Source organism: Nocardia camponoti, assembly GCF_014646135.1.
Lineage (GTDB): Bacteria > Actinomycetota > Actinomycetes > Mycobacteriales > Mycobacteriaceae > Nocardia > Nocardia camponoti.
Genome location: NZ_BMMW01000001.1, coordinates 116998 through 136075, shown reverse-complemented (window position 1 = coordinate 136075; position 19078 = coordinate 116998). Strand labels below are relative to the sequence as shown.

Here is a 19078-nt window from a genome sequence, read left to right as displayed (position 1 = left end):
GCCGCTATCGTCGCTATCTATGCAGGTCAGCGATTCGCCAGGCGAAACAGGTCAGGTACGAGGCGGCGGTGCGCGCGCCGATCGGGCACGCCGCATCGCCGACATCGTGCGACACCAGATTCTGGCGGGTTCGCTCACCGGCAGCCTGCCGACTGAGAACGAGCTGGCCGCCGAGCACAACGCGTCGCGCAACACCGTGCGGGAAGCGCTTGGCCTGTTGCGCGATGAGGGGCTTATCGATCGCGCGCCCAAGGTCGGCACCCGCGTCGCGGCCCGTAAGTTCGATCACGGCCTCGACGCGCTGCTCGGTTTGCAGGAAACCTTGCGTGAGCACGGCACTGTCCGCAATGAGGTGCGCGCGGCCACCTTCATCACCGCGCCCCCTGCGGTGGCGCGTCGACTCGACCTCGACCCGGGCGCGCAGGTGGTCTACATCGAGCGCCTGCGCTACCTCGCGGAATTGCCGCTGAGCCTCGACCTCACCTACCTCGCGCCCGACGTCGGCGCGGAAGTGCTCGCGCACGATCTCGCGACGACCGATGTGTTCGTCCTCCTTGAACAGGTGACCGGTCAGTCCCTCGGCGGTGCCGAAATCGCACTGGAAGCTGTTGCGGCAGATCCACATACGGCGACCACCCTCGATGTGCCGACGAGCGCACCCCTGCTGATGCTCGAACGCCTCACTCACCTCGATGACAACCGCCCTGTCGATTTGGAATACATCCGCATGCGCGGTGACCGAATCACGATGCGCGGCAGCCTCACTCGCAGCACCCCCGAATGGAAGGTCCTCTGATGGCGCTCGTTCCCCAACGCGCCGACGTCCCCGTGACGATCGACGAATCCCTTTGCATCACCGGCTGCACGCTGTGTGTCGACATGTGTCCGCTGGATTCCCTTGCCATTAAGGAAGATTCGGGCAAGGCGTACATGCACGTCGACGAGTGCTGGTACTGCGGGCCCTGCGCCGCGCGCTGTCCCACCGGTGCCGTGACCGTCAACATGCCCTATTTGCTCCGCTGACCCTTTTTCCAGAATTCAGGAATCGCTCGCATGAAGCTTTCGCTGTTTCCCGCTTTGCTCGCTGTTGCCCTCACCGCGTCGGCCTGTTCACTCGACTCCAGCTCTTCCACCGAGGCTGGCACGGTCAAGGTCGTCATTGGTTACCAGTCCAAGACCATCAACACCGTCACGGCAGGAACGCTGTTAAAAGCCAAGGGGTACTTGGAATCTCGCCTCAACGACCTCACCAAAGGGGGCGGCGCGAAGTACCAGGTGGAGTGGCAGGACTACGACACCGGCGCGCCGATCACCGCGCAGATGGTCGCGGAAAAGATCGACATTGGCTCGATGGGCGACTACCCGCTGCTGATCAACGGTTCACGCACCCAGGCCAACGAGCGTTCGCGCACCGAACTGGTCTCGATCACCGGGTACAACCCCAAGGGCGCGCTGAATATGGTTGTTGTCCCCACTGATTCGCCAGCGCGCAGCCTCACCGACCTCGCTGGGCAGAAGATTTCGGCAAGTGTTGGGTCCGCCGGTCACGGCACGCTGGTGCAGGCGTTGACCCGCGCCGGTGTCGACCCGGTCAAGGGTGTTGAGGTGCTCAACCAGCAGCCGCAGGTGGGTGCGACGGCGCTGGAATCGCATCAGGTGAGCGCGCTTTCGCAGTTCGTCGCATGGCCGGGTTTGCTTGTGCAACAAGGCAAAGCGAAGCTGCTCTACGACGGTGCCGAGTTGAATGTGCCGACGTTCCACGGGGTAGTCGCGCGTCGCGCTTACGCCGCTGAACATCCCGAGGTGCTGCAAGCGTTCCTTGCCGCACAGCTCGACGCGACGCGGTTCCTCAACGAAAAGCCGTTCGAGGCAGCGGATCTGGTGGCGAAGGGGTCCGGGTTGCCGCAAGAGGTGGTGTACCTCTACAACGGTCCCGGCGGTACCAGCTTCGACACCACGCTCAAGCCGAGCTTGATCGCCGCGTTGAAGGACGACGTCAATTACCTCAAGAGCATCGGTGACTTCGCCGAACTCGACATCGACAAGTTCGTGCAGGACGGTCCGCTGCGGCAGGCGTTCGCGGGTCACGGCAACTACGACACGGCGTTGGCCGAGCGAACCAACCCGAGCAAGGTCACCGGGCAGGACACGACTTGTGGTGTCGCCGTGACGGATTCGGCGCTCGCGGGTGAAATCTGGCTTGATGGTGCGGCAGCGCCGACGCCCAGCGCTGACCCGACGTGCCTGCTGCGTGGGGTCCAGGCGGCGAAGGCCGCGGGCAAGACCGTGCGCGCGGTGTACGTGCCCGACGCCGAGCTGGGCACGCGCTGGTTCGCTGACAAGGCAAGTTGGCTGCGCGAGGGCGCGCGCTACCTGCCCTTCACCACCCCCGCTGCTGCCGATCGGTACCGGGCGGCGCACCCGAGTGCGGTCGCGGTGAGCTATGAGCAGGCGGTTACGGAGGTGCGCGGATGAGCGCGGTAGTCGCCGAACCCGTCTCGAATGAAAACGCCGTTGGCCCAACGGCTTCCGTGTGGCGATCGCGTGCGCTGCGGGTTGCGTCGGTGCTCGTCGCGCTTGGTGCGTGGCAGCTGCTCACGGCAGGCAATGTTCGGTTCGGGTTGCGCTTTGACACCCTGCCGACGGTGAGTGAGATCGTCGCGGAGTTCGGTCAGCACCTCGGTACGAGTCAGTTCTCTCTCGATGTCGCGCAGTCGCTCATTCGCATCGTCACCGGGTTCGGTCTCGCCGCCGTTGTCGGCGTTGCCGCTGGCATCGGGCTTGGGCGGTCGCGGCTACTCGCCGACACGTTCGGGCCGCTCGCCGAGTTGATCCGGCCCATCCCGGCGATCGCGTTGGTGCCGGTCGCGATTCTGCTGTTCCCCACCGACGAGGCGGGGATCGTGTTCATCACCTTCACCGCGTCGCTGTTTCCCGTCCTGGTCAGTACCCGGCACGCCACCCGCGCATTGCCGACGATCTGGGAAGACGCCATTCGCACCCTCGGTGCGTCGCGGCGGGAAGTGATCACCCGCGTCGTCGTGCCGGGCATCCTGCCTGGCGTGTTCAGCGGCCTGTCCGTGGGGATGGGCGTCGCATGGATTTGCTTGATTTCGGCCGAGATGATTTCGGGTCGGCTTGGCATCGGCTACCGGACGTGGCAGTCCTACACCGTTGTTGACTACCCGGCGGTGTTCGTCGGGATGATCACCATCGGCGTGCTCGGCTTCGCCACGTCGGGGATTGTCGAGCTGGCTGGCCGTCGCATTACCCGTTGGCTCCCGCGAGAGGTGACCGCATGACGACCTCGGTTCTTGTTGAGCACACCGCCGGGATGGGGTTGCGCATGGACGGGCTTCGCGTGAACTACGGTCCCAAAACCGTTGTGCGCGAACTCAATCTCGATGTGACCCCGGGCGAGATCCTCGTCCTTGTCGGCAAGTCCGGGTGCGGCAAGTCGACGTTGCTGCGCGCGATCGCGGGCCTGCGCCAGCCGAGCGGCGGCACGATTCTCGCTGACGACACGCCGGTGCGTGGGCCGTCGGCCGACCGCGCGCTGGTCTTCCAAGACGACGCGCTACTGCCGTGGCGGACCGCACGCGCGAATGTCGAACTGGCACTTCGTCTTCGGGGCGTTCCCCGCGCTGAGCGCGGTGCCGCTTCACTGCGCTGGCTTGGCGAGGTCGGTCTCGTCGACTACGCCGACTACCTGCCGCGTGACCTTTCCGGCGGCATGCGCCAGCGAGTTCAGTTGGCGCGCAGCCTCGCTGGCTCGCCGCGCGCCCTGTTGATGGACGAACCGTTCGGCGCCCTCGACAGTCAAACCCGTGCTGAGATGCAACGCCTGCTGATCGCCACCTGGCAGGCTCACCCGACCACGGTCGTTTTCGTCACCCACGACCTCGATGAAGCGCTGCTGCTCGGCGACCGCATCGCCGTCCTCGGTGATGGCGCGCTGCGCGGCGTCTTCGCCGTGCCCGCGCCGCGCGAGCCGCTCGACCGTGCTGACCTGCGCAATACCCTGATGGAGTCGCTGTGAACATTCCCGAACTGGCCGACCGTATGCGTCTCGATTGCGACGTGCTCGTCATCGGCGGTGGCACCGCGGGCACGATGGCCGCGCTGACGGCCGCCGAGCAGGGCGCGAACGTGCTGCTGATGGAGAAGGCGCATGTGCGGCATTCGGGTGCGCTCGCGATGGGGATGGACGGCGTGAATAACGCGGTCATTCCCGGCAAGGCCGAACCCGAGGATTACGTCGCCGAAATTACTCGCGCCAACGACGGCATCGTGAACCAGAAGACGGTATATCAAACCGCCACACGGGGTTTCGCGATGGTGCAGCGGCTTGAGCGGTATGGCGTTAAGTTCGAAAAGGACGAGTACGGCGAGTACGCGGTGCGACGGGTGCATCGGTCGGGGTCGTATGTGCTGCCGATGCCCGAGGGCAAAGATGTGAAGAAGGCGCTGTATCGCGTGTTGCGGCAGCGCACGATGCGCGAGCGGATTCGGATTGAGAACCGGTTGATGCCGGTGCGGGTGCTCACGTCGGGCGGGCGTGCGGTTGGTGCGGCCGCATTCAACACGCGCACAGGCGAATTCGTTGAGGTGGCCGCGAAAGCGGTGATTTTGGCGACCGGGCCGTGTGGGCGACTTGGACTGCCCGCTTCGGGGTATTTGTATGGCACGTACGAGAATCCGACGAACGCTGGCGACGGCTATTCGATGGCCTATCACGCTGGTGCGGAACTGTCGGGGATTGAGTGCTTCCAGATCAATCCGCTGATCAAGGATTACAACGGGCCCGCGTGCGCTTATGTCGCGAATCCCTTTGGGGGGTACCAGGTTAACGCCGAAGGCGAGCGCTTCGTTGATTCGGATTACTGGTCGGGTCAGATGATGGCCGAGGTCAAGGAAGAGATCGAATCCGCGCGCGGGCCCATCTATTTGAAGGTGTCGCATCTGCCCGAGGAGACGCTCTCGACGCTTGAATCGATTCTCCACACCACCGAACGGCCGACGCGTGGCACGTTCCACGCCAATCGCGGGCACGATTACCGCACGCACGATATCGAGATGCACATCTCCGAAATCGGGTTGTGCAGTGGCCATTCCGCGTCGGGCGTGTGGGTTGACGAGAACGCGCGCACCACGGTACCGGGGCTTTACGCGGCGGGCGACTTGGCGTGTGTGCCGCACAATTACATGATTGGCGCGTTTGTGTACGGCGACCTTGCCGGTGCGCACGCCGCGTCGACGCTTGCTTCCGTTGACGCGCCGGATTCGTTGCCCGCTGACCAGTTGGCGGAGGCGCACGAGTTGATCTATCGGCCGTTGCGCCAGCCGGAAGGTCCGCCGCAGACGCAGGTTGAATACAAGTTGCGTCGATTCGTGAATGACTATGTGGCACCGCCTAAGACGGCGGCGAAGTTGTCGATCGCGGTGGAAACCTTTGAGCGGATGCGCGCTGAGGTCGACGGGATCGGCGCGGTCACGCCGCACGAATTGATGCGTGCGGTCGAGGTGCAGTTCATTCGCGATTGTGCGGAAATGGCGTCGCGGAGTTCGCTGACGCGCACGGAGTCGCGGTGGGGTTTGTACCACGACCGTGCCGATATTCCGGATCGTGACGATGAGTCGTGGAACTTCCACCTCAACTTGCGCAAGCGCGCCGATGGCGAGATGGAATTCGTGAAGCGTTCTGTCGCACCGTATTTGGTTGCGGTGCCCGGGTTGGATGAGGTGCCGTCGGCGTCGCCGATCGAAGAAGTGATTCCGCAGCCGTCGCTGGTCGGGACGCGGGCACCAGCGAACTCCGCGCCGCCGCGTGTCGCCGCCGCGCCTAGCGCGCCGTCGTCGCCGCAGTTGGTCACGTTGCTCGCGTTGGATTCGCCTGCGGTGTCGGATCTTTCGGTGTTCCTGGCCGACGCTGATCCGGTGGTTCGGGTCGCGGCACTGTCGGTGTTGACGGAGAACACGCCCGAGGGTTTCGCGGTGGAGTTGGTGCGTGCGCTTGGCGACGACGCGGCATCGGTGCGTCGCGCGGCGACGGAGAGTTTGCGTGAGTTGGTTGAGGTGCTGCCGGGTGCGGGCGCTCTTGCCGACCACTTGACGTCGGTTGACCCCCTAGTGCGTGCGACGGTGGTCGACTTGCTGCGTGCGTTGAAGGCGGGTTCGGCGGCGGATTACCGTGCGGCACTTGCCGACTCGGACCATCGTGTGCGGATCGAGGCGGTGCGTGCGTTGGTTTCGCTGGACGACGCGGTTTCGGTGGCGTCGATCGCTGGCGATGCGAACCGCGAGGTCCGCATTACCGTCGCGCACGGTTTGGCGTCGATCGGCTCGGGCGGAATCGAGGTGATCCGCACGTTGACCTCGGACGCGGATCCCCTGGTGCGCGCGGCAGCTTTGGCGGCGCACGCGGCGGTGGGCGTGGAGTCGGAAGACATCACCACTTTATCTGCGGCTCTACGCAATTCGGCATGGCAGGTTCGCGTAGGCGCGGCACGGGGCTTGGCCGCGGCACCGTCTTCGACCGCGGTTGATGTGTTGGCCGGCGCTTTGTCTGACCAACACCTGGACGTCCGCAAGGCAGCAGTACTGACGTTGACAACGTGGCAAGACGACGCTGCCGCTTTGTCCGCTTTGTCCTCGGCAGTGACCGACCCCGACGCCGACGTCCGCGCGTACGCCCGCCGAGCCTTGACTGCCGCAGGCCTGTCGCCGGATGCGCGCCCGGTAGAACTGAGCACCCCATGACGAAACGCCAGGTTTAGCTATGACTCCCCGTCACCTTTGGTGTGCGCAGTCGGCAGCGTCCCCGCGATTGACCCGCCTCCGCGCACCCCAAGAACCGAACCAGCTCAGCACTCCACCGACCCCATGCGGCCCAGATTGCGCCTCTTCCCCGCGCAACCGCCCCCACTGACCAAGATCACCAGGCAATGGTGCAGAAACCTACTCGGCCGATGCCTCCCTGAGAGCCTGGTGATCTTGGTCGACCACCAACACCAAGATCACCACGCTCTGGTGGCGAAAGCCACTCAGGCGATGCCGCCGCAGTAGCGTGGTGATCTTGATTGGCGGTGGCCAATCCGCGCCTACAGTGGGGGCATGAGTTTCGGCGTAGACAATCTCGTTGCGGTTCCTGCCGACCTCGACAGTGTCATTGACGTCGGGAAAGAGGATGACCCGCTCGGGGTCGGCGTCGATCCGCTCGTTGTTGACTGGATCTGGGCGGCGGTTCTCGAGTGGTATCGGCTCGGGACTACGCCCGCCATTCAGGTCTGTGTCAGGCGCGAAGGGGCCGTGCTGCTTAATCGCAGCATTGGGCACGCGAAAGGAAACGTGCCCGGGGCCGCTGCCGACGCTCCTACCGAAGCGCTCACGGTCGACTCACCCTTCTGCGGGTTCTCCACGGCGAAAGGGGTCGCGGCGACGGTGATGTTCATGCTGATCGAGCAAGGGTTCTTCCAGCTCGACGATCCGGTCGCCAACTACCTCACCGAGTTCCAGCGAAACGGCAAGCAGCACATCACCATTGGCGACATCCTCGCCCACACCGCTGGCATCCCGTTCCTGCCCGCAGGGTATTCCGGCTCAGCGGTCGTGTTCGACGAAGACCTCGCCGCCGCCGCCCTCGCCGACCTCAAGCCGAGCTGGCCGCGCCGCCGCTTCCGCATCTACCACGCGCTCACCGCCGGGCTCGTCCAACGACTGCTCGTGCACCGCGTCACCGGCAAACGAATGAACGACCACCTCACCGAGCAAGTACTCAACCCACTTGGGTTCCGCTGGAACAGATTTGGCGTCAACGCCGAAGACGTCGCGCAGGTGGTCCAGAGCGTGAAAACCGGTCCGCCGCCGTCGCGAGTCCAGACCTACCTCACCGGCAAAGCCGTCGGCAACGGCTTCAGCAAGACCGACAAGGCAACCACCGGCGCGTTCCTGACCGCCGAACTCCCCTCCGGCAACCTCGTCACCACCGCCAACGAACTGTCCCGCTTCTACGAAATCCTCACGCGCGGCGGCGAACTCGACGGAGTACGCATCCTCAACCCCGACACGCTGCGCACCGCCATCGCCCCCGACGCCCCACTCCCCCGCGTCGGCGGCCGGGTGAGCCGAGGCGGATTCGAAATCGGCGGCCAACGCAGCAAATTCGGCCGCAACACCGAAACCCATTTCGGCAGAAGCGGATTGACAACCCAGTATGGCTGGGCCGACCCCGCGCGCGCCCTGTCGGGCGCGATCCTCACCTCAGGAAAGTCAACGGCAGACACCGACCGACCGTGGAAACTCGTGGCGCAGATCTCGAACGCGCTTCCGCCGATCACCAGCCCGCCGTTCGACGCCAAAAACCCACGCTGACTGCCACGCATCGCAGCGTCACCCGTTGGCGTTGAGCCAAACACCTTTCTCAGAAGTGTGTCCCGCTGAAGGGCAGTCGATCAGTGGTAAACAGCGCGTCCGCCGCCAACGCAGCGCCCGCAGTGACCTCGACAGCACGTCCAGCGAAAACGAGGTCGGCCCACGACGTCGCCCCGAGATAGGTGGCCGATAGTGCCGCCACCTCCACCGATAAGTCAGCGGCGTCGTCGGTTCGCACCACCTTGTCCGGCGTAATCAGGTACCGCCCGGAATTGTGGGGCAGCAACGCATCGCGAACCTCGACAACCACCGGTGCGGCGTTGCGGTACCCCCGAGCCGACAGCGCGGACTCGACGTCAATGAGCCGTAGCCACGTTTCGTCCCGCACCCGCTCAACCTCGAGGGCCCGCTCATTTACCAACAACTGCCGCAATGGCGTATCCACGGGGAGACCAGCGAAAACGATCGTCTGAACGAGATCGAGTGACAGCAGGTGTCGCACGAACGCGACAAACGCGGCAGGAGTCGACGCAACCAGGTCGTCGACAACGACGGTCTTATCGGGCTCGGCAAACCAATTCGCCGAATGCGCGGCGTGGTAGCGCAGGAACCCGTCCGCGGCACCGGGCTCCCCGTGCACCATCGTGTAGACCGCGCCCTGCGCCGATCGCTCCTGCCCGGCCCACCAATAGTGCGGCCGCGCTATCGCACCCGCGCGACTGGGCGTGAGCCGCTCGTACAGCGCGGGGAAGGTTTTCCATGCCTCGACCGGATCAACAAAGCGCACCGGTCCAGCGGCGGCAACCGATTCACGCACAGCAGCGGAGACCTTCCGAAGCCGAAGTCGCGCATAGGAACTCGCTATCCCGTAACCGAAACGTTCGTAGATCACGCCCTCCGACGCACGCAAACTCGCGACAACCTCACCGCGCGCGGCGATGTCGGCCAACTGTGCCCGCATCAACGTGCTGATCACCCCGCGACGCGTATGCGTCGGCAGCACACCCACATGCGTGACCGCCGCGTGCGGCACCCGCGTACCGCCGGGGACGGCCATCCAACTCGTGTAGGAGTCGACCGTGCCAACCAGCTGTCCATCGAGATGCGCGCCAAGCGTGCGGCCGACCTCGCACAGGTGGTCCTGATCTGCGGGAATGGGCGGCAACCCGACCATCGCTGTGCGAAAGAGCCGGTTGGCGGCGCGGATGTCGTCGTCGAGGTCGAGGGTGGTCACGTGGATCTGGCTCACGCGACCAACTCTATTTAGCCGCCGATCACGGCGTTCATGATGGTCCCGGCGCTAGTGGCGACCGCGCCGCCCGCCATCGCGCTCGCGATCATCTTCGGCGACTGCAACCCGCCACCACTCCACTTCTCCCAGGCGAACCGGCCGCCGCCATACGTAATCGCGGTAACGCCGGAAAGCAGCACCATCCAGGTGAAGTAACGACCCAACTGCAAGACCTTCTCCGCCATCGGCGGTGCCTCCGGGGTTGGATTGCCCACCTGCGCGAAAACGGCGCTGACGCTGTCCGACACAGCCAGGATCATGCTCACGATCGGTGCTCCTTCGTCGGTTGCTCGTGGAGTAAAAGCCGTTGACGAGAACTTCGTGACGCGGTGAAACCCAAACCATTGAACATTCAACCTCAGGGCCCAACTGTGATCCAGCAGACACTCCGCTAATAAAATGGGCGGCGTCACACCTGTCAGACCGTGCCCAACGCGGCGCACGGACCTAGGATCGATTACGCGGGGCTCGTTCATTCTCGGCGCGACGAGGCGCTGACCACCACCTTTATCGCAGATCCACCCTATCGCGAGGAGGGCACATGAGTTTTGTACTCGGGTTGATCGTCGCGTTTCTGTTGATGACCGCGGCCGTGGTGCTCGCTTCGTACGCCACGGTTTCGCTGACCTATTGGTTTGAATCTCGCCGTATCCGTCCAGTTTCCACCGACCCGCACCTGCCCCAACTGGTTCGTTAGACCCCGCCAGCAAACGCCAACGATGCCCGGTACCAATTAGGTATCGGGCATCGTTGTTCGTGTCTTTACCTAAACCGCGGCACCCAACCAGGGCAGCGCGGCCGATCGCACGTCGACGGTCTTGGGCAGCAGTCCGTTGGCGAACAGGAGGTCAGCCGCTGCCTGCTGTTCGTCGAGGAACTCCTCGGTCACCGGGTTGATGCCGAACGGGCGGCCGCGCAGCGCGGCTTCCCATGCGTCCAGGTCGGCGGGCAGCCCGTGCGCGTTGGCGTCGTCGACGAAGAACTTCGCCGCTTCGCGTGGGTTGGCGATGATCCACGCGTCGGCCTCGGCGAGTGCCGAAAGGACCGCGCTCACGGCGTCGGGGTTGTCATCGACGAGGTCGCGGCGGGTGAACCACAGCGACGGGTGACTAAACAGCGACGCGGTGTCGACAAGGGTCACCAACTCGGTCGCCGCTTCGACGTCGCGCAGGCCGGGGTAGGTGCCGACCCAGGCATCGAGGTCGCCGCTGAGCAGCGCGTTGCCGCCGCCGCGCACGTCGACGTCGACGGGTTCAATGTCGTTCCAGCCCAGCCCAACTCGATCGAGCGCGAGCAACAGCAGGGTGGTCTGCCACGACCCGTGCGCGATGCCGACGCGCTTGCCCCTGAGGTCAGCGGCGGAGGTGATGCCGCTCGCCGCCGTAGCGACGAGGCGACCGTTTTCCACGCGCGGGCCCGAGATGCCGAGGTACACGATGTCGCGGTTGTTGGCGAGCGCGGTGAGCGGCGGAGTGAAGCCGGTGCCGATCACGTCATAGCCGCCATCGGTGAACAACCAGTCCGAATGCTCGCTTGGCAGTGCGGTTTTCACGTCGACGTCCGGCGGCGCGGGCAACTCGCGCAGGTCGACCCACTCGACGTCGGGCAGTGCCCGTTCGAGGATGCCGAGGTGACGCAGGACGAAAAGTGAGTTGTTGTGCGGGAAGTATCCGACGCGCAGGCTCATCGGGCGTCCCCGATCAGGCCGAGGCGACGCGCTTCGTCAGCGAGCCCGCTGCGCTTCCACTGCACCGCCAGGTTCGACGGATCGAATTCGACTGAGCCACCAAGTGTTTCGGCGATCGCCTGGTACTGCGCGCCCTCTTCGAGGAGCACGACGAACTTCGCCAGCTCAAGCAGCCCGTCGCGGCCGATCACGTTGGCGCCACCGTTGGCTTCGAAAATCGCGACCAGGTGCGGGTCGGATTCGAGGCGGTCGAGGATGAAGTCGCCAGCGCCGATGGTGCGGTCGATGTGCGGCGGAATCTCGCGCGACAGGGTGAGGCGCTGCGACGCGGCGTAGCGGATGGGCAGCGTGCGGTGGGTCTGCGCCCAGCCGCCGAGCCACGGGCTGTGCACGTGCACGACCGAGGTGATCTCGGGGTGCGCGCGGAAGACCTTGGCGTAGCCGGTGACGAAGCCTGCCGAGCCGGTGCCGGAGACGACGTCGCCGTCGAAGGTGGCGACAACGGGTTCGACGGCCTGGTTCTCGGCCCACGGGCCGGGCGCGTTGAGCGCGATGGCGAGTTCCTTGCCGGGGATACGCTCGACGAAATTGACGGTGCCGTTTCCGGTCACGGTGCCGGTTTCGCGGAATACGCGGAAGGCGGTTTCGGCGGCGCGGGTGGCGTCGGCGATGAAGGTGGTTGTCGCATCGTCGAGCTCGACGGGACGAGTTTCGGTGGTAGTCATGGGTTTTCGCTCTTTCTAACGTGCGGTCGCGAGGACGGAAGCGGGGGCGTCAGGTTGGGTGAAGCGGGAACGGCCAAGCAGCGGGAGGACTTCCTCGCCGACGCGGTAGGCCTCTTCGAGGTGCGGGTTGCCCGCGAGGATGAAGGCGTCGACGCCGAGGTCGAGCAGTTCGTCGAGACGTTGGGCGACCTGTTCGTAGCTGCCGACGAGGCCGAAGGCGGGGCCGCCACGGATCAGGCTGAAGCCGCACCAGACGTTGGGTTGGACTTCGAGGTCGCGGTAGCCGGTGATGGTTTCGGGCACCCAGCCCGAAATACGCGCCGCGCCGACCGAATCCCCTTGTGCCGCACGATTAGCCGCATCGCGGTCGACGAAGGCCCAGCCCTTTTCGATCTCGGCCCATGCCGCTTCTTCGGTGTGGCGGGCGACGATGTCGATGCGGACCGCGAATTTCGGTGTGCGGCCGAGGGTTTCCGCGTTGCGCCGCACCCCGTCGAACTTGGCGCGCAGGTCAGCGAAGGGCTCAAGCCAAGACAGGTAGTAGTCGGCGTGGCGGCCAGCAGCGGCCACCGCCGCACCGGACGACCCGCTGAAATACACCTCGGGGAAGGGTTGACCGGCCAGTCCGGGCGGCAACGCGGCACCTTCGGTTTGATAGAAGCGGCCAGCGTGATCGAACGGTTCACCGTCCCACACGCCACGCAGCACGTCGAGGAATTCGCTGGTCCGCGCGTACCGGTCGTCGTGGGAAACCTTGTCGCCCCACCACAATTGGGCCGGGCCGCCACCGCCGGAAATGATGTTGTACACCAGGCGACCGTTGGTCGCGCGTTGCAAACTGGCCGACATCCGTGCGGCTTGCACGGGGTGCAGGAAGCCGGGCTGGAAGGCGACCATGAACCGGTAGGTGCTGGTCTCGGCGGCGAGTGCGGCGGCGAACGCCCACGGGTCGTCGGTGACCGGGAACGACGGGAGCAGCCCGCCGAGGAATCCGGCCGATTCCGATGCTTTCGCAACGGCGGCGACGTGGTCGAGGTAGGTGTAATCATCCAGTCCCCCACCACGAATCGCGGGGGCGATGTTGCCGGGGCCGTAGGTGCCCGCGTTGCCTCGGTTGTAGCGGCGCGGGGTGCGCAGGGAGGCGTGGTCGCCTTCCATGCCGATGCGCCAGTAGACGTCGACGGTCATGCGGTGAGTTCCTCTCGGGCGAGGGTGCGATTCGAGTCGACAAGGAACAGGAGGTGCTCGGCTGCCCGATGAACTTCCTCGATGTTCGGGTGGCCCGCGAGGATGAACTCGTCGATGCCAAGCGCTTGGTACTGCGAGAGTTGTTGCGCGACTTGCTCGTAACTGCCGACGAGGCCGATCGGCTGGTCGTAGCCGAGCGCGGCAAAGCCAGCCCAGCGGGTGCTGTCTAGCCGGTGATCGTTGGCCGCGTCGGGGCGGTCGAGTTCGCCCCACTGGCGTTCCACCCGCGCCCATGCTTCGGCTTCGGTTTCGCGGGCGATGATGGGCAGTTCGAGTGCGAGCCTCACGTCGCGGCCTGCTTTGGTCGCGCGCTCGGTGAGATCTGTTGCGAGCGAGTCGATTCCGTCGCGCTGCTCGGTGAAGACGTGGACGTCGCCTGCCTGCGCTGACAGGTCGAGTGCCGCTGACGAGGTGCCGGACAGGTACACCGTTGGGAACGGAATGCCCGACAGGATGCCGCGGAATCCACCGTCGATCGCGTTGTAGTACTCGCCCGCGTAATCGAATCCAGTGCCCGCGAAACCTGCTGCCGCAACATCGGTTTCGTTCCACACGCCACGTGCGACGGTCAGGAATTCCTTGGCGCGCGCGTAGCGGGCATCACCGGTGACGCGGTCGCCGCGATTGCGGGCTTCGGCTTCGTCGGTCTCGACCGCGATGCGCCAGTTCAGGCGACCAGCCGAGTGCCGTTGCAGCGTCGCCGAGACCTTCGCCGCGTAAACGGGCGTGCCGAACGCGGGCTGGAACTCGACCGTGACGCGGCTGTATCGGGTGGCACGCAGCGCGGCCCCGGCGACAATCCAGGATTCTTCGCCGAGCGGATCGTAGGGCGCGAGCACGCCGTCGAAGCCGCCGAGTTCGGCGGCGTTGACGACCTGCGCGAGGTCATCGAAGGGGCCGAACACGCCGGGGCGCAGGTCAGTGGCGATAGTGGTGGGCGCAGCAGGCCCGAACCCGCCGCGCCCGCGCAGGGCGGGGTTGGCACGTCGACCATCACCGCGCGTGGGGAGTCGCCAGTGAAACGTCGTCATGCGACACCTCGTTCGATCCGCCCGAGGACGCTCACGCCCGAGCGCGCGGCTGCGGCGATGTGCGCCGTGGGACGCTGTCCGAGGAGCCGACGCCCCTGATGCAGCGCACTCATGCCGAAACCCTCTCTGCCGCAACGATTTCCCGTGCGCGCTCAAGCGGCTCGGCCGCGACCCACGCGTCCAGGTCGAAGTCGGCGGCCAGGAAACCGTGGGTGTAGAGGAACTGCTTCTGCACGCCAAGCAGCTCGACGCGCTCTTCTGACAGCGACGGGTGCAGCCCACGGTGGAAATCCTCGCCGTATGCCGCGATGACTCCGCTTGGGCCGGAAAGGGTTTCGCGGGCGAACACTTCCCGCACGCCGTCGAGGTTGCCCGCCGCCCAATCGGCGGCACGCAAGCTCTGCGCGAGGAACCCCACGACCACTTCGGGGCGCGATTCCAGCAGGTCAGCGTGCACGGTGATCGGGCGCGGCGTTCCGTTGTTCACGCGACCGCGCTTGGTTGTCGCGGTGTCCAAATCGACCGCGATCCGCAACCCGTGCTCGATCGCGACCTCCCGCGCCCGCGCGCCCTTCACATAAATCGCGTCGACCTTGCCGGCAAGCAGCTCGTCAACACCCCAGGTGGTCGAGCGACGCTGATCCTGAATCTCAGTGCGCACCTGCGGGTTTCGCTCGACCGCCAACTCAACGACACGCACGTCAGCGAGCGTCAGGCCAGCCAGCTTCAGCGCGTTCGCGAAACCGTGCAATGCCATCGCGCGGGGAAAGCTGCGCGCCTGATCGTCGGCCCACGCGGGCACGCCGATCCGCAACCCCTCCAGCGCAGCCGGTCCGTCGACCGTCGAATCGGGGCCGACGAGAATCGCCTGCGCCTCATCGATCCAGGTCAGGCCAATAAGGCGGGTCGGCGAACCCTGCGCGCGCGCCGCGATCGCGGGCACGTTGCCGCCTTCGCGAATCAACCCCGACAGGTCGTGCAGGAAGTGGTGCCCAGCCAGCTCGGGGCCCGCGTCCTGCAAGACGCCGAACTCAAGGCCTGCGTCGTCGGCGGTGTCGCCAAGCCAGCCGAGGCTGTGCGCGAGACCGCTGGCGGTCGGCACGGGGCAGCGGGTGTACCAGAGGGTCTCAGTCATGACTTGCTCCTTGTGTCAACGCCCAACTGGGCGAGGAAACGCGTTCGGTAGCGCAGGGTTTCGGCATCGGCGTGGTCGCGGGGGCGCGGAAGCGCGATGGGTTCGTCGATGGCGAAGCGGCCGTTGTCGAGGATGATCACCCGGTCGGCGAGGCGAATGGCTTCGTCGACGTCGTGGGTGACCATGAGCACGGCAGGTTGATGTCGTGCGACGAGGTCGCCGACGAGGTCTTGCATTCGCAGCCGGGTGAGGGCGTCGAGCGCGGCGAACGGCTCGTCAAGCAGCAGCAATTCGGGTTCGCGGACCAGGGCACGTGCCAACGCGGCCCGCTGCGCTTCGCCACCCGACAGCGTCGCGGGCCACTGTCGCGCTTTGCCGTCGAGCTGGACTTCGGCGAGCGCACGCAACCCGGCTTCTTGTGTCACTTTGCCGCGCCGCAACCCGACAACCACATTCGGCAGCACGCGCTTCGACGGGATCAGGCGCGGTTCCTGGTAGACGGTCGTGCGGCGCGATGGCACCAGAACCTCACCGCCATCCGGAATTTCGAGTCCGGTGAGCAGTCGAAGCAGTGTGGTCTTGCCGGTGCCACTCGGCCCGAGCAGGACAACGAACTCGCCGCGTCGGATTTCTAGGTCGATGCCAGCGAGAACAGTCTTCTCGCCGAAGGACTTTCGCAATCCGTTAATCGAAACCGCAACGGGTGTGTCTGTTTTCACCAATACCGATGTCATCGGATCGCCACCTGTTTCCGCCACGGCATCGCGAATCGCTCAACGAGCCGAACGAGTACGTCAAACACCAGACCAAGCAGCGCGTAAAGGACAACGCACAACACCATGTAGTCGGTGCGGTTGTATTCCTGGGCCAAGGTGACCAGGTAGCCGACGCCTTCGCGGGTGCCGACCTGTTCGGCGGCGATGAGCGCGGTGATGCTGATCGACAAGCACACCCGCAGCGCCATTAGAATGCCGGGCAGTGCCGACGGGATGATAACCTCGCCGACAAGTCGCGGTCCGGTGAGGCCGAAACTCCTTGCGGCTTCGACTATTTTGCGATCGACGTTGCGCACGCCGAGGTAGGTGTAGGCGTACATCGGGGCCACGGTCGCGACCGCGATCAACGCGATCTTGTAGCCCTCATCGATGCCGAACCACGCGATGAACAGCGGAACCAGCGCGAGGAACGGCACCGCCCGCACGATCTGCAACGTCGAATCAAGCAGTTCCTCACCGAGACTCGACAAACCTGACGCGAGACCAAGCGTGAGGCCGATCGCGACCCCGACCGCCACGCCAGCCGCCGCGCGACCGAACGAGGCGGTGGCGAAGTCCCACAGTTGGCCGCTGCGACCAAGTTCGGTAAACGCCGACCACACCGCGCTGGGTCCAGCGATCACGCGAGGCGAGATCGCGCCGCTCGCCGTGCCCGCCCACCAGCCGACAACGAGCAGCGCTGGCAGTAGTGCGCGCAACGACAGTGACAGCCACCGGGGCCGCGCGCGCACCACCCGCGCACGCGGCGGCGCTAACTCCAGCGTGGTCACGCTACTTTTCCTTCACTGCGGCAAGCTGTTCGGCGTTCAGCTTGGCTTTGAGGTCGTAGAAAATGTCGGCCGCGGTGATGCGATTCTTGATCACGCCGTTGTCGGCGAAGACGTTCACGACGTCACCGAGCGCGACGGAGTCGGCTTCGCGTGGCAGGCGGGGAATCGTCACCTGGCCGCCAACCTTGATCGCGTCGGCGAGGCGGTCACCGGACAGTGCGCGCGGGCCGGTCTTGTCGAAAACATTCTCGAAATCAGCGGGCGACGCCTTCTGCTTCGCGGTCAAACCCTGAAGTACCTCAAGGTATTTCGCGGCGACGGCGGGGTGCTTGTCAAGTACCTCGGTACGGAAAACGACGACGGTGTTGTCCTTGGAGCCGATCGACCCCTCGGTCACGATCTCGCGGGCACCAGCGGCTTTAGCCTCCTGGTACGGCACGAGGAACGAGGCCCACGCGTCGACCTTGCCGGTCGCGAAGGCCGACGCGGCGTCCTTCTGCTGCAACGGAACTCGCGTGACCTTGTCTGCCGGAACACCGGCCGACTGCAACGCCTTGAGCGTGATGTATTCGCCCTTGCCCGCCGGGTTCACCGCGACGCGCTTGCCTACCAGCCCGGCGACCGACGTGATTCCCGAATCCGGGTTCACGATGATGCCCGCCTGGTCGAGACCAGCGGGGTCGGCGACGGCGACGATCTTGACGCCGACGTCCTTCGACAGCGCACCAACAACAGGGCTGAACGCCGCGCCGGACACGTCGAGTTCGCCGGTGTTGAACAACTTCAGGTTCGAGCTGAAGCCGGGCGTGATGTTGACCCACTGCACTTTCGCGCCGAGGGACTTCAACGCGGCATCAAAGGTGCCATCCCGTTTGCCGACCGCGAGCGCGCCACTGTTGCCGGGGTCGGCGACCTTGAGCACGATCGTTGGCTCGTTGGCGCTGGAGCCGGGCGTCGAGCCGGAGCCACAGGCCGCGACAAGCGCGACGACAGGGGCGAGTGCGAACGCGACTCGCGAGAAGGTCGACAACCTGCGGGACATGGATGCTCCTGTTCGAACGATGTTTACGACTAGGAGCACCGTAGAAGCGAAGACGGTGACAAACGAGGTATGCCTTTCCGTGGATCGGAAAGCTTGACAAGACGGTAGCGCGGGGTCTACCGCGCTTGCGGCGCATTGCTTTCCGCATATCGGAAAGGCTTGCGGCTGCCGCTGACGTTTCCTGTGCTAATTTCAAACGGTGGAATCGTCCAGCGTGCAGACCGTCACCCGCGCCCTTTCGGTCCTCGACTGCTTTCGCGGCGGCGAGGAACGCGGCGTTTCGGAGGTCGCGCGTGCGCAGGGACTGGCCGTGAGCACAACGCACCGCTTGCTTGGCGCGCTCGTGCAGGCTGGCTTTTTGGAGAAGGACGCGACGTCGAGCCGCTATCGCATGGGCGGGGCGCTGGCCGAGTACGGGCAGATCGCTTACCGCCAGCATCGGATTTACCTCGCCGAACCGTTCCTTGAGCAGTTGGCGGCCACCACCGGCGCAACGGGGTCGGTCGCGATTCGCCAGGGCATTCACGCGGTCTTACTCGGCACGAGTCGGTGGCGCGAAAGCGACGGGCACGAGCTCCAAGGGGTTCGCCTGCCCCTGCACGCGAGCGCGCTCGGCAAGGCGCTGCTTGCCTGGTCGGACGTCGATGACGACGAATTGCGTTCGCTCCCTTACGAAGAGGGCACCGAACGCTCGGTGTCGTCGGCTGAGGAACTGCGCGCCGAACTCACCCGCACCCGCGAGCGGGGGTACGCGTTTAACGACCGCGAACTCGATCCGGGCTTCCGCACAATCGGGGTGCCGATCCTCGACGCCCAAGGTGCGTGCCGCTTCGCGCTAGGCATGCGCGGGCCAGCGACGTTGATGATCGACGAGCGAGTGCCGTTCTTCGTTGAGTTGGCGAAGGTGACCGCCGCCGACATCGCCGCGAAGTTCGCCGCCGACTAACGCTTCGCGCACGGTGCGAGAAACCAGGTGCGGAAGGTACTTCCACCTGGTTACGGT

Annotated in this window: 19 protein-coding genes; 9 read left to right on the top strand and 10 right to left on the bottom strand. The window is 65.5% G+C overall.

Features of this window, described 5'->3' with window-relative positions:
* Positions 1–19 precede the first annotated feature (19 nt).
* The 7 genes from IEX78_RS00665 (at position 20) to IEX78_RS00635 (ending at position 8370) form a co-directional block, all read left to right on the top strand.
* Positions 20–796, top strand: coding sequence for a GntR family transcriptional regulator (locus IEX78_RS00665; RefSeq protein ID WP_188826746.1), 777 nt, complete (start codon positions 20–22; stop codon positions 794–796).
* On the top strand, positions 796–1023 hold the full coding sequence (locus tag IEX78_RS00660; protein ID WP_188826745.1) for a 4Fe-4S dicluster domain-containing protein: 228 nt from the start codon (positions 796–798) through the stop codon (positions 1021–1023). The genes IEX78_RS00665 and IEX78_RS00660 overlap by 1 nt, the downstream gene beginning before the upstream one ends.
* 30 nt (positions 1024–1053) lie before the next feature.
* Positions 1054–2475: an ABC transporter substrate-binding protein gene (locus tag IEX78_RS00655; RefSeq protein ID WP_188826744.1), complete on the top strand. Its 1422-nt coding sequence runs from the start codon at positions 1054–1056 to the stop codon at positions 2473–2475.
* Complete coding sequence (locus IEX78_RS00650) at positions 2472–3302, top strand: ABC transporter permease (RefSeq protein ID WP_188826743.1); 831 nt, start codon at positions 2472–2474, stop codon at positions 3300–3302. Before IEX78_RS00655 ends, IEX78_RS00650 begins: the two co-directional genes overlap by 4 nt.
* Positions 3299–4039, top strand: a complete 741-nt coding sequence (locus IEX78_RS00645) for an ABC transporter ATP-binding protein (RefSeq protein WP_188826742.1) — start codon at positions 3299–3301, stop codon at positions 4037–4039. Before IEX78_RS00650 ends, IEX78_RS00645 begins: the two co-directional genes overlap by 4 nt.
* Entirely contained in the window at positions 4036–6759 is a 2724-nt protein-coding gene (locus IEX78_RS00640; RefSeq protein WP_188826741.1) for a fumarate reductase/succinate dehydrogenase flavoprotein subunit, read from the top strand. The genes IEX78_RS00645 and IEX78_RS00640 overlap by 4 nt, the downstream gene beginning before the upstream one ends.
* Before the next feature lie 354 nt (positions 6760–7113).
* On the top strand, positions 7114–8370 hold the full coding sequence (locus tag IEX78_RS00635; protein WP_188826740.1) for a serine hydrolase domain-containing protein: 1257 nt from the start codon (positions 7114–7116) through the stop codon (positions 8368–8370).
* Positions 8371–8419: 49 nt separating this feature from the next.
* Here IEX78_RS00635 and IEX78_RS00630 read toward each other — a convergent pair whose 3' ends face one another.
* Positions 8420–9619 (bottom strand): GNAT family N-acetyltransferase, encoded by a 1200-nt coding sequence (locus IEX78_RS00630; RefSeq protein WP_229683614.1) that lies wholly within the window; start codon positions 9617–9619, stop codon positions 8420–8422.
* 14 nt (positions 9620–9633) lie between these two features.
* The gene (locus IEX78_RS00625) at positions 9634–9921 is read right to left on the bottom strand and encodes a hypothetical protein (protein ID WP_188828143.1); all 288 of its coding nucleotides are present in this window, start codon (positions 9919–9921) and stop codon (positions 9634–9636) included.
* A 281-nt stretch (positions 9922–10202) separates the two neighbouring features.
* On the opposite strand from IEX78_RS00625, the gene IEX78_RS00620 reads away from it, so the two are divergent.
* Positions 10203–10358 carry a hypothetical protein gene (locus tag IEX78_RS00620; RefSeq protein ID WP_188826739.1) on the top strand — a complete coding sequence of 52 codons (156 nt, stop codon included), beginning with the start codon at positions 10203–10205 and terminating at the stop codon, positions 10356–10358.
* A gap of 69 nt (positions 10359–10427) precedes the next feature.
* On the opposite strand, the gene IEX78_RS00615 is transcribed toward IEX78_RS00620, so the two are convergent.
* The 8 genes from IEX78_RS00615 to IEX78_RS00580 form a co-directional block, all read right to left on the bottom strand.
* Positions 10428–11348 carry an ABC transporter substrate-binding protein gene (locus tag IEX78_RS00615; protein ID WP_188826738.1) on the bottom strand — a complete coding sequence of 307 codons (921 nt, stop codon included), beginning with the start codon at positions 11346–11348 and terminating at the stop codon, positions 10428–10430.
* On the bottom strand, positions 11345–12073 hold the full coding sequence (locus IEX78_RS00610) for a class II aldolase/adducin family protein (RefSeq protein WP_188826737.1): 729 nt from the start codon (positions 12071–12073) through the stop codon (positions 11345–11347). The genes IEX78_RS00615 and IEX78_RS00610 overlap by 4 nt, the downstream gene beginning before the upstream one ends.
* Before the next feature lie 15 nt (positions 12074–12088).
* On the bottom strand, positions 12089–13261 hold the full coding sequence (locus tag IEX78_RS00605; protein WP_188826736.1) for an LLM class flavin-dependent oxidoreductase: 1173 nt from the start codon (positions 13259–13261) through the stop codon (positions 12089–12091).
* Complete coding sequence (locus IEX78_RS00600) at positions 13258–14352, bottom strand: LLM class flavin-dependent oxidoreductase (RefSeq protein ID WP_188826735.1); 1095 nt, start codon at positions 14350–14352, stop codon at positions 13258–13260. The genes IEX78_RS00605 and IEX78_RS00600 overlap by 4 nt, the downstream gene beginning before the upstream one ends.
* Positions 14353–14461: 109 nt before the next feature.
* Complete coding sequence (locus tag IEX78_RS00595) at positions 14462–15487, bottom strand: ABC transporter substrate-binding protein (RefSeq protein ID WP_188826734.1); 1026 nt, start codon at positions 15485–15487, stop codon at positions 14462–14464.
* A complete protein-coding gene (locus tag IEX78_RS00590; protein WP_188826733.1) occupies positions 15484–16221 on the bottom strand; it encodes an ABC transporter ATP-binding protein in 738 nt (245 codons plus the stop codon). Before IEX78_RS00590 ends, IEX78_RS00595 begins: the two co-directional genes overlap by 4 nt.
* Positions 16218–17033: an ABC transporter permease gene (locus IEX78_RS00585; RefSeq protein WP_188826732.1), complete on the bottom strand. Its 816-nt coding sequence runs from the start codon at positions 17031–17033 to the stop codon at positions 16218–16220. The genes IEX78_RS00590 and IEX78_RS00585 overlap by 4 nt, the downstream gene beginning before the upstream one ends.
* A gap of 1 nt (position 17034) precedes the next feature.
* On the bottom strand, positions 17035–18075 hold the full coding sequence (locus IEX78_RS00580; RefSeq protein ID WP_188826731.1) for an NrtA/SsuA/CpmA family ABC transporter substrate-binding protein: 1041 nt from the start codon (positions 18073–18075) through the stop codon (positions 17035–17037).
* A 199-nt stretch (positions 18076–18274) separates the two neighbouring features.
* Between IEX78_RS00580 and IEX78_RS00575 the strand changes: the two genes are divergently transcribed.
* Positions 18275–19021: an IclR family transcriptional regulator gene (locus IEX78_RS00575; protein WP_188826730.1), complete on the top strand. Its 747-nt coding sequence runs from the start codon at positions 18275–18277 to the stop codon at positions 19019–19021.
* Positions 19022–19078: the final 57 nt, after the last annotated feature.

What these genes read in the sequence shown, in the direction of transcription:
- IEX78_RS00590 (WP_188826733.1), bottom strand. Translation starts at nt 16,221, where the DNA reads ATGACATCGGTATTGGTGAAAACAGACACACCCGTTGCGGTTTCGATT.
- IEX78_RS00635 (WP_188826740.1), top strand. Translation starts at nt 7,114, where the DNA reads ATGAGTTTCGGCGTAGACAATCTCGTTGCGGTTCCTGCCGACCTCGAC.
- IEX78_RS00605 (WP_188826736.1), bottom strand. Translation starts at nt 13,261, where the DNA reads ATGACCGTCGACGTCTACTGGCGCATCGGCATGGAAGGCGACCACGCC.
- IEX78_RS00625 (WP_188828143.1), bottom strand. Translation starts at nt 9,921, where the DNA reads ATGATCCTGGCTGTGTCGGACAGCGTCAGCGCCGTTTTCGCGCAGGTG.
- IEX78_RS00615 (WP_188826738.1), bottom strand. Translation starts at nt 11,348, where the DNA reads ATGAGCCTGCGCGTCGGATACTTCCCGCACAACAACTCACTTTTCGTC.
- IEX78_RS00595 (WP_188826734.1), bottom strand. Translation starts at nt 15,487, where the DNA reads ATGACTGAGACCCTCTGGTACACCCGCTGCCCCGTGCCGACCGCCAGC.
- IEX78_RS00655 (WP_188826744.1), top strand. Translation starts at nt 1,054, where the DNA reads ATGAAGCTTTCGCTGTTTCCCGCTTTGCTCGCTGTTGCCCTCACCGCG.
- IEX78_RS00610 (WP_188826737.1), bottom strand. Translation starts at nt 12,073, where the DNA reads ATGACTACCACCGAAACTCGTCCCGTCGAGCTCGACGATGCGACAACC.
- IEX78_RS00660 (WP_188826745.1), top strand. Translation starts at nt 796, where the DNA reads ATGGCGCTCGTTCCCCAACGCGCCGACGTCCCCGTGACGATCGACGAA.
- IEX78_RS00650 (WP_188826743.1), top strand. Translation starts at nt 2,472, where the DNA reads ATGAGCGCGGTAGTCGCCGAACCCGTCTCGAATGAAAACGCCGTTGGC.
- IEX78_RS00665 (WP_188826746.1), top strand. Translation starts at nt 20, where the DNA reads ATGCAGGTCAGCGATTCGCCAGGCGAAACAGGTCAGGTACGAGGCGGC.
- IEX78_RS00580 (WP_188826731.1), bottom strand. Translation starts at nt 18,075, where the DNA reads ATGTCCCGCAGGTTGTCGACCTTCTCGCGAGTCGCGTTCGCACTCGCC.
- IEX78_RS00645 (WP_188826742.1), top strand. Translation starts at nt 3,299, where the DNA reads ATGACGACCTCGGTTCTTGTTGAGCACACCGCCGGGATGGGGTTGCGC.
- IEX78_RS00600 (WP_188826735.1), bottom strand. Translation starts at nt 14,352, where the DNA reads ATGACGACGTTTCACTGGCGACTCCCCACGCGCGGTGATGGTCGACGT.
- IEX78_RS00620 (WP_188826739.1), top strand. Translation starts at nt 10,203, where the DNA reads ATGAGTTTTGTACTCGGGTTGATCGTCGCGTTTCTGTTGATGACCGCG.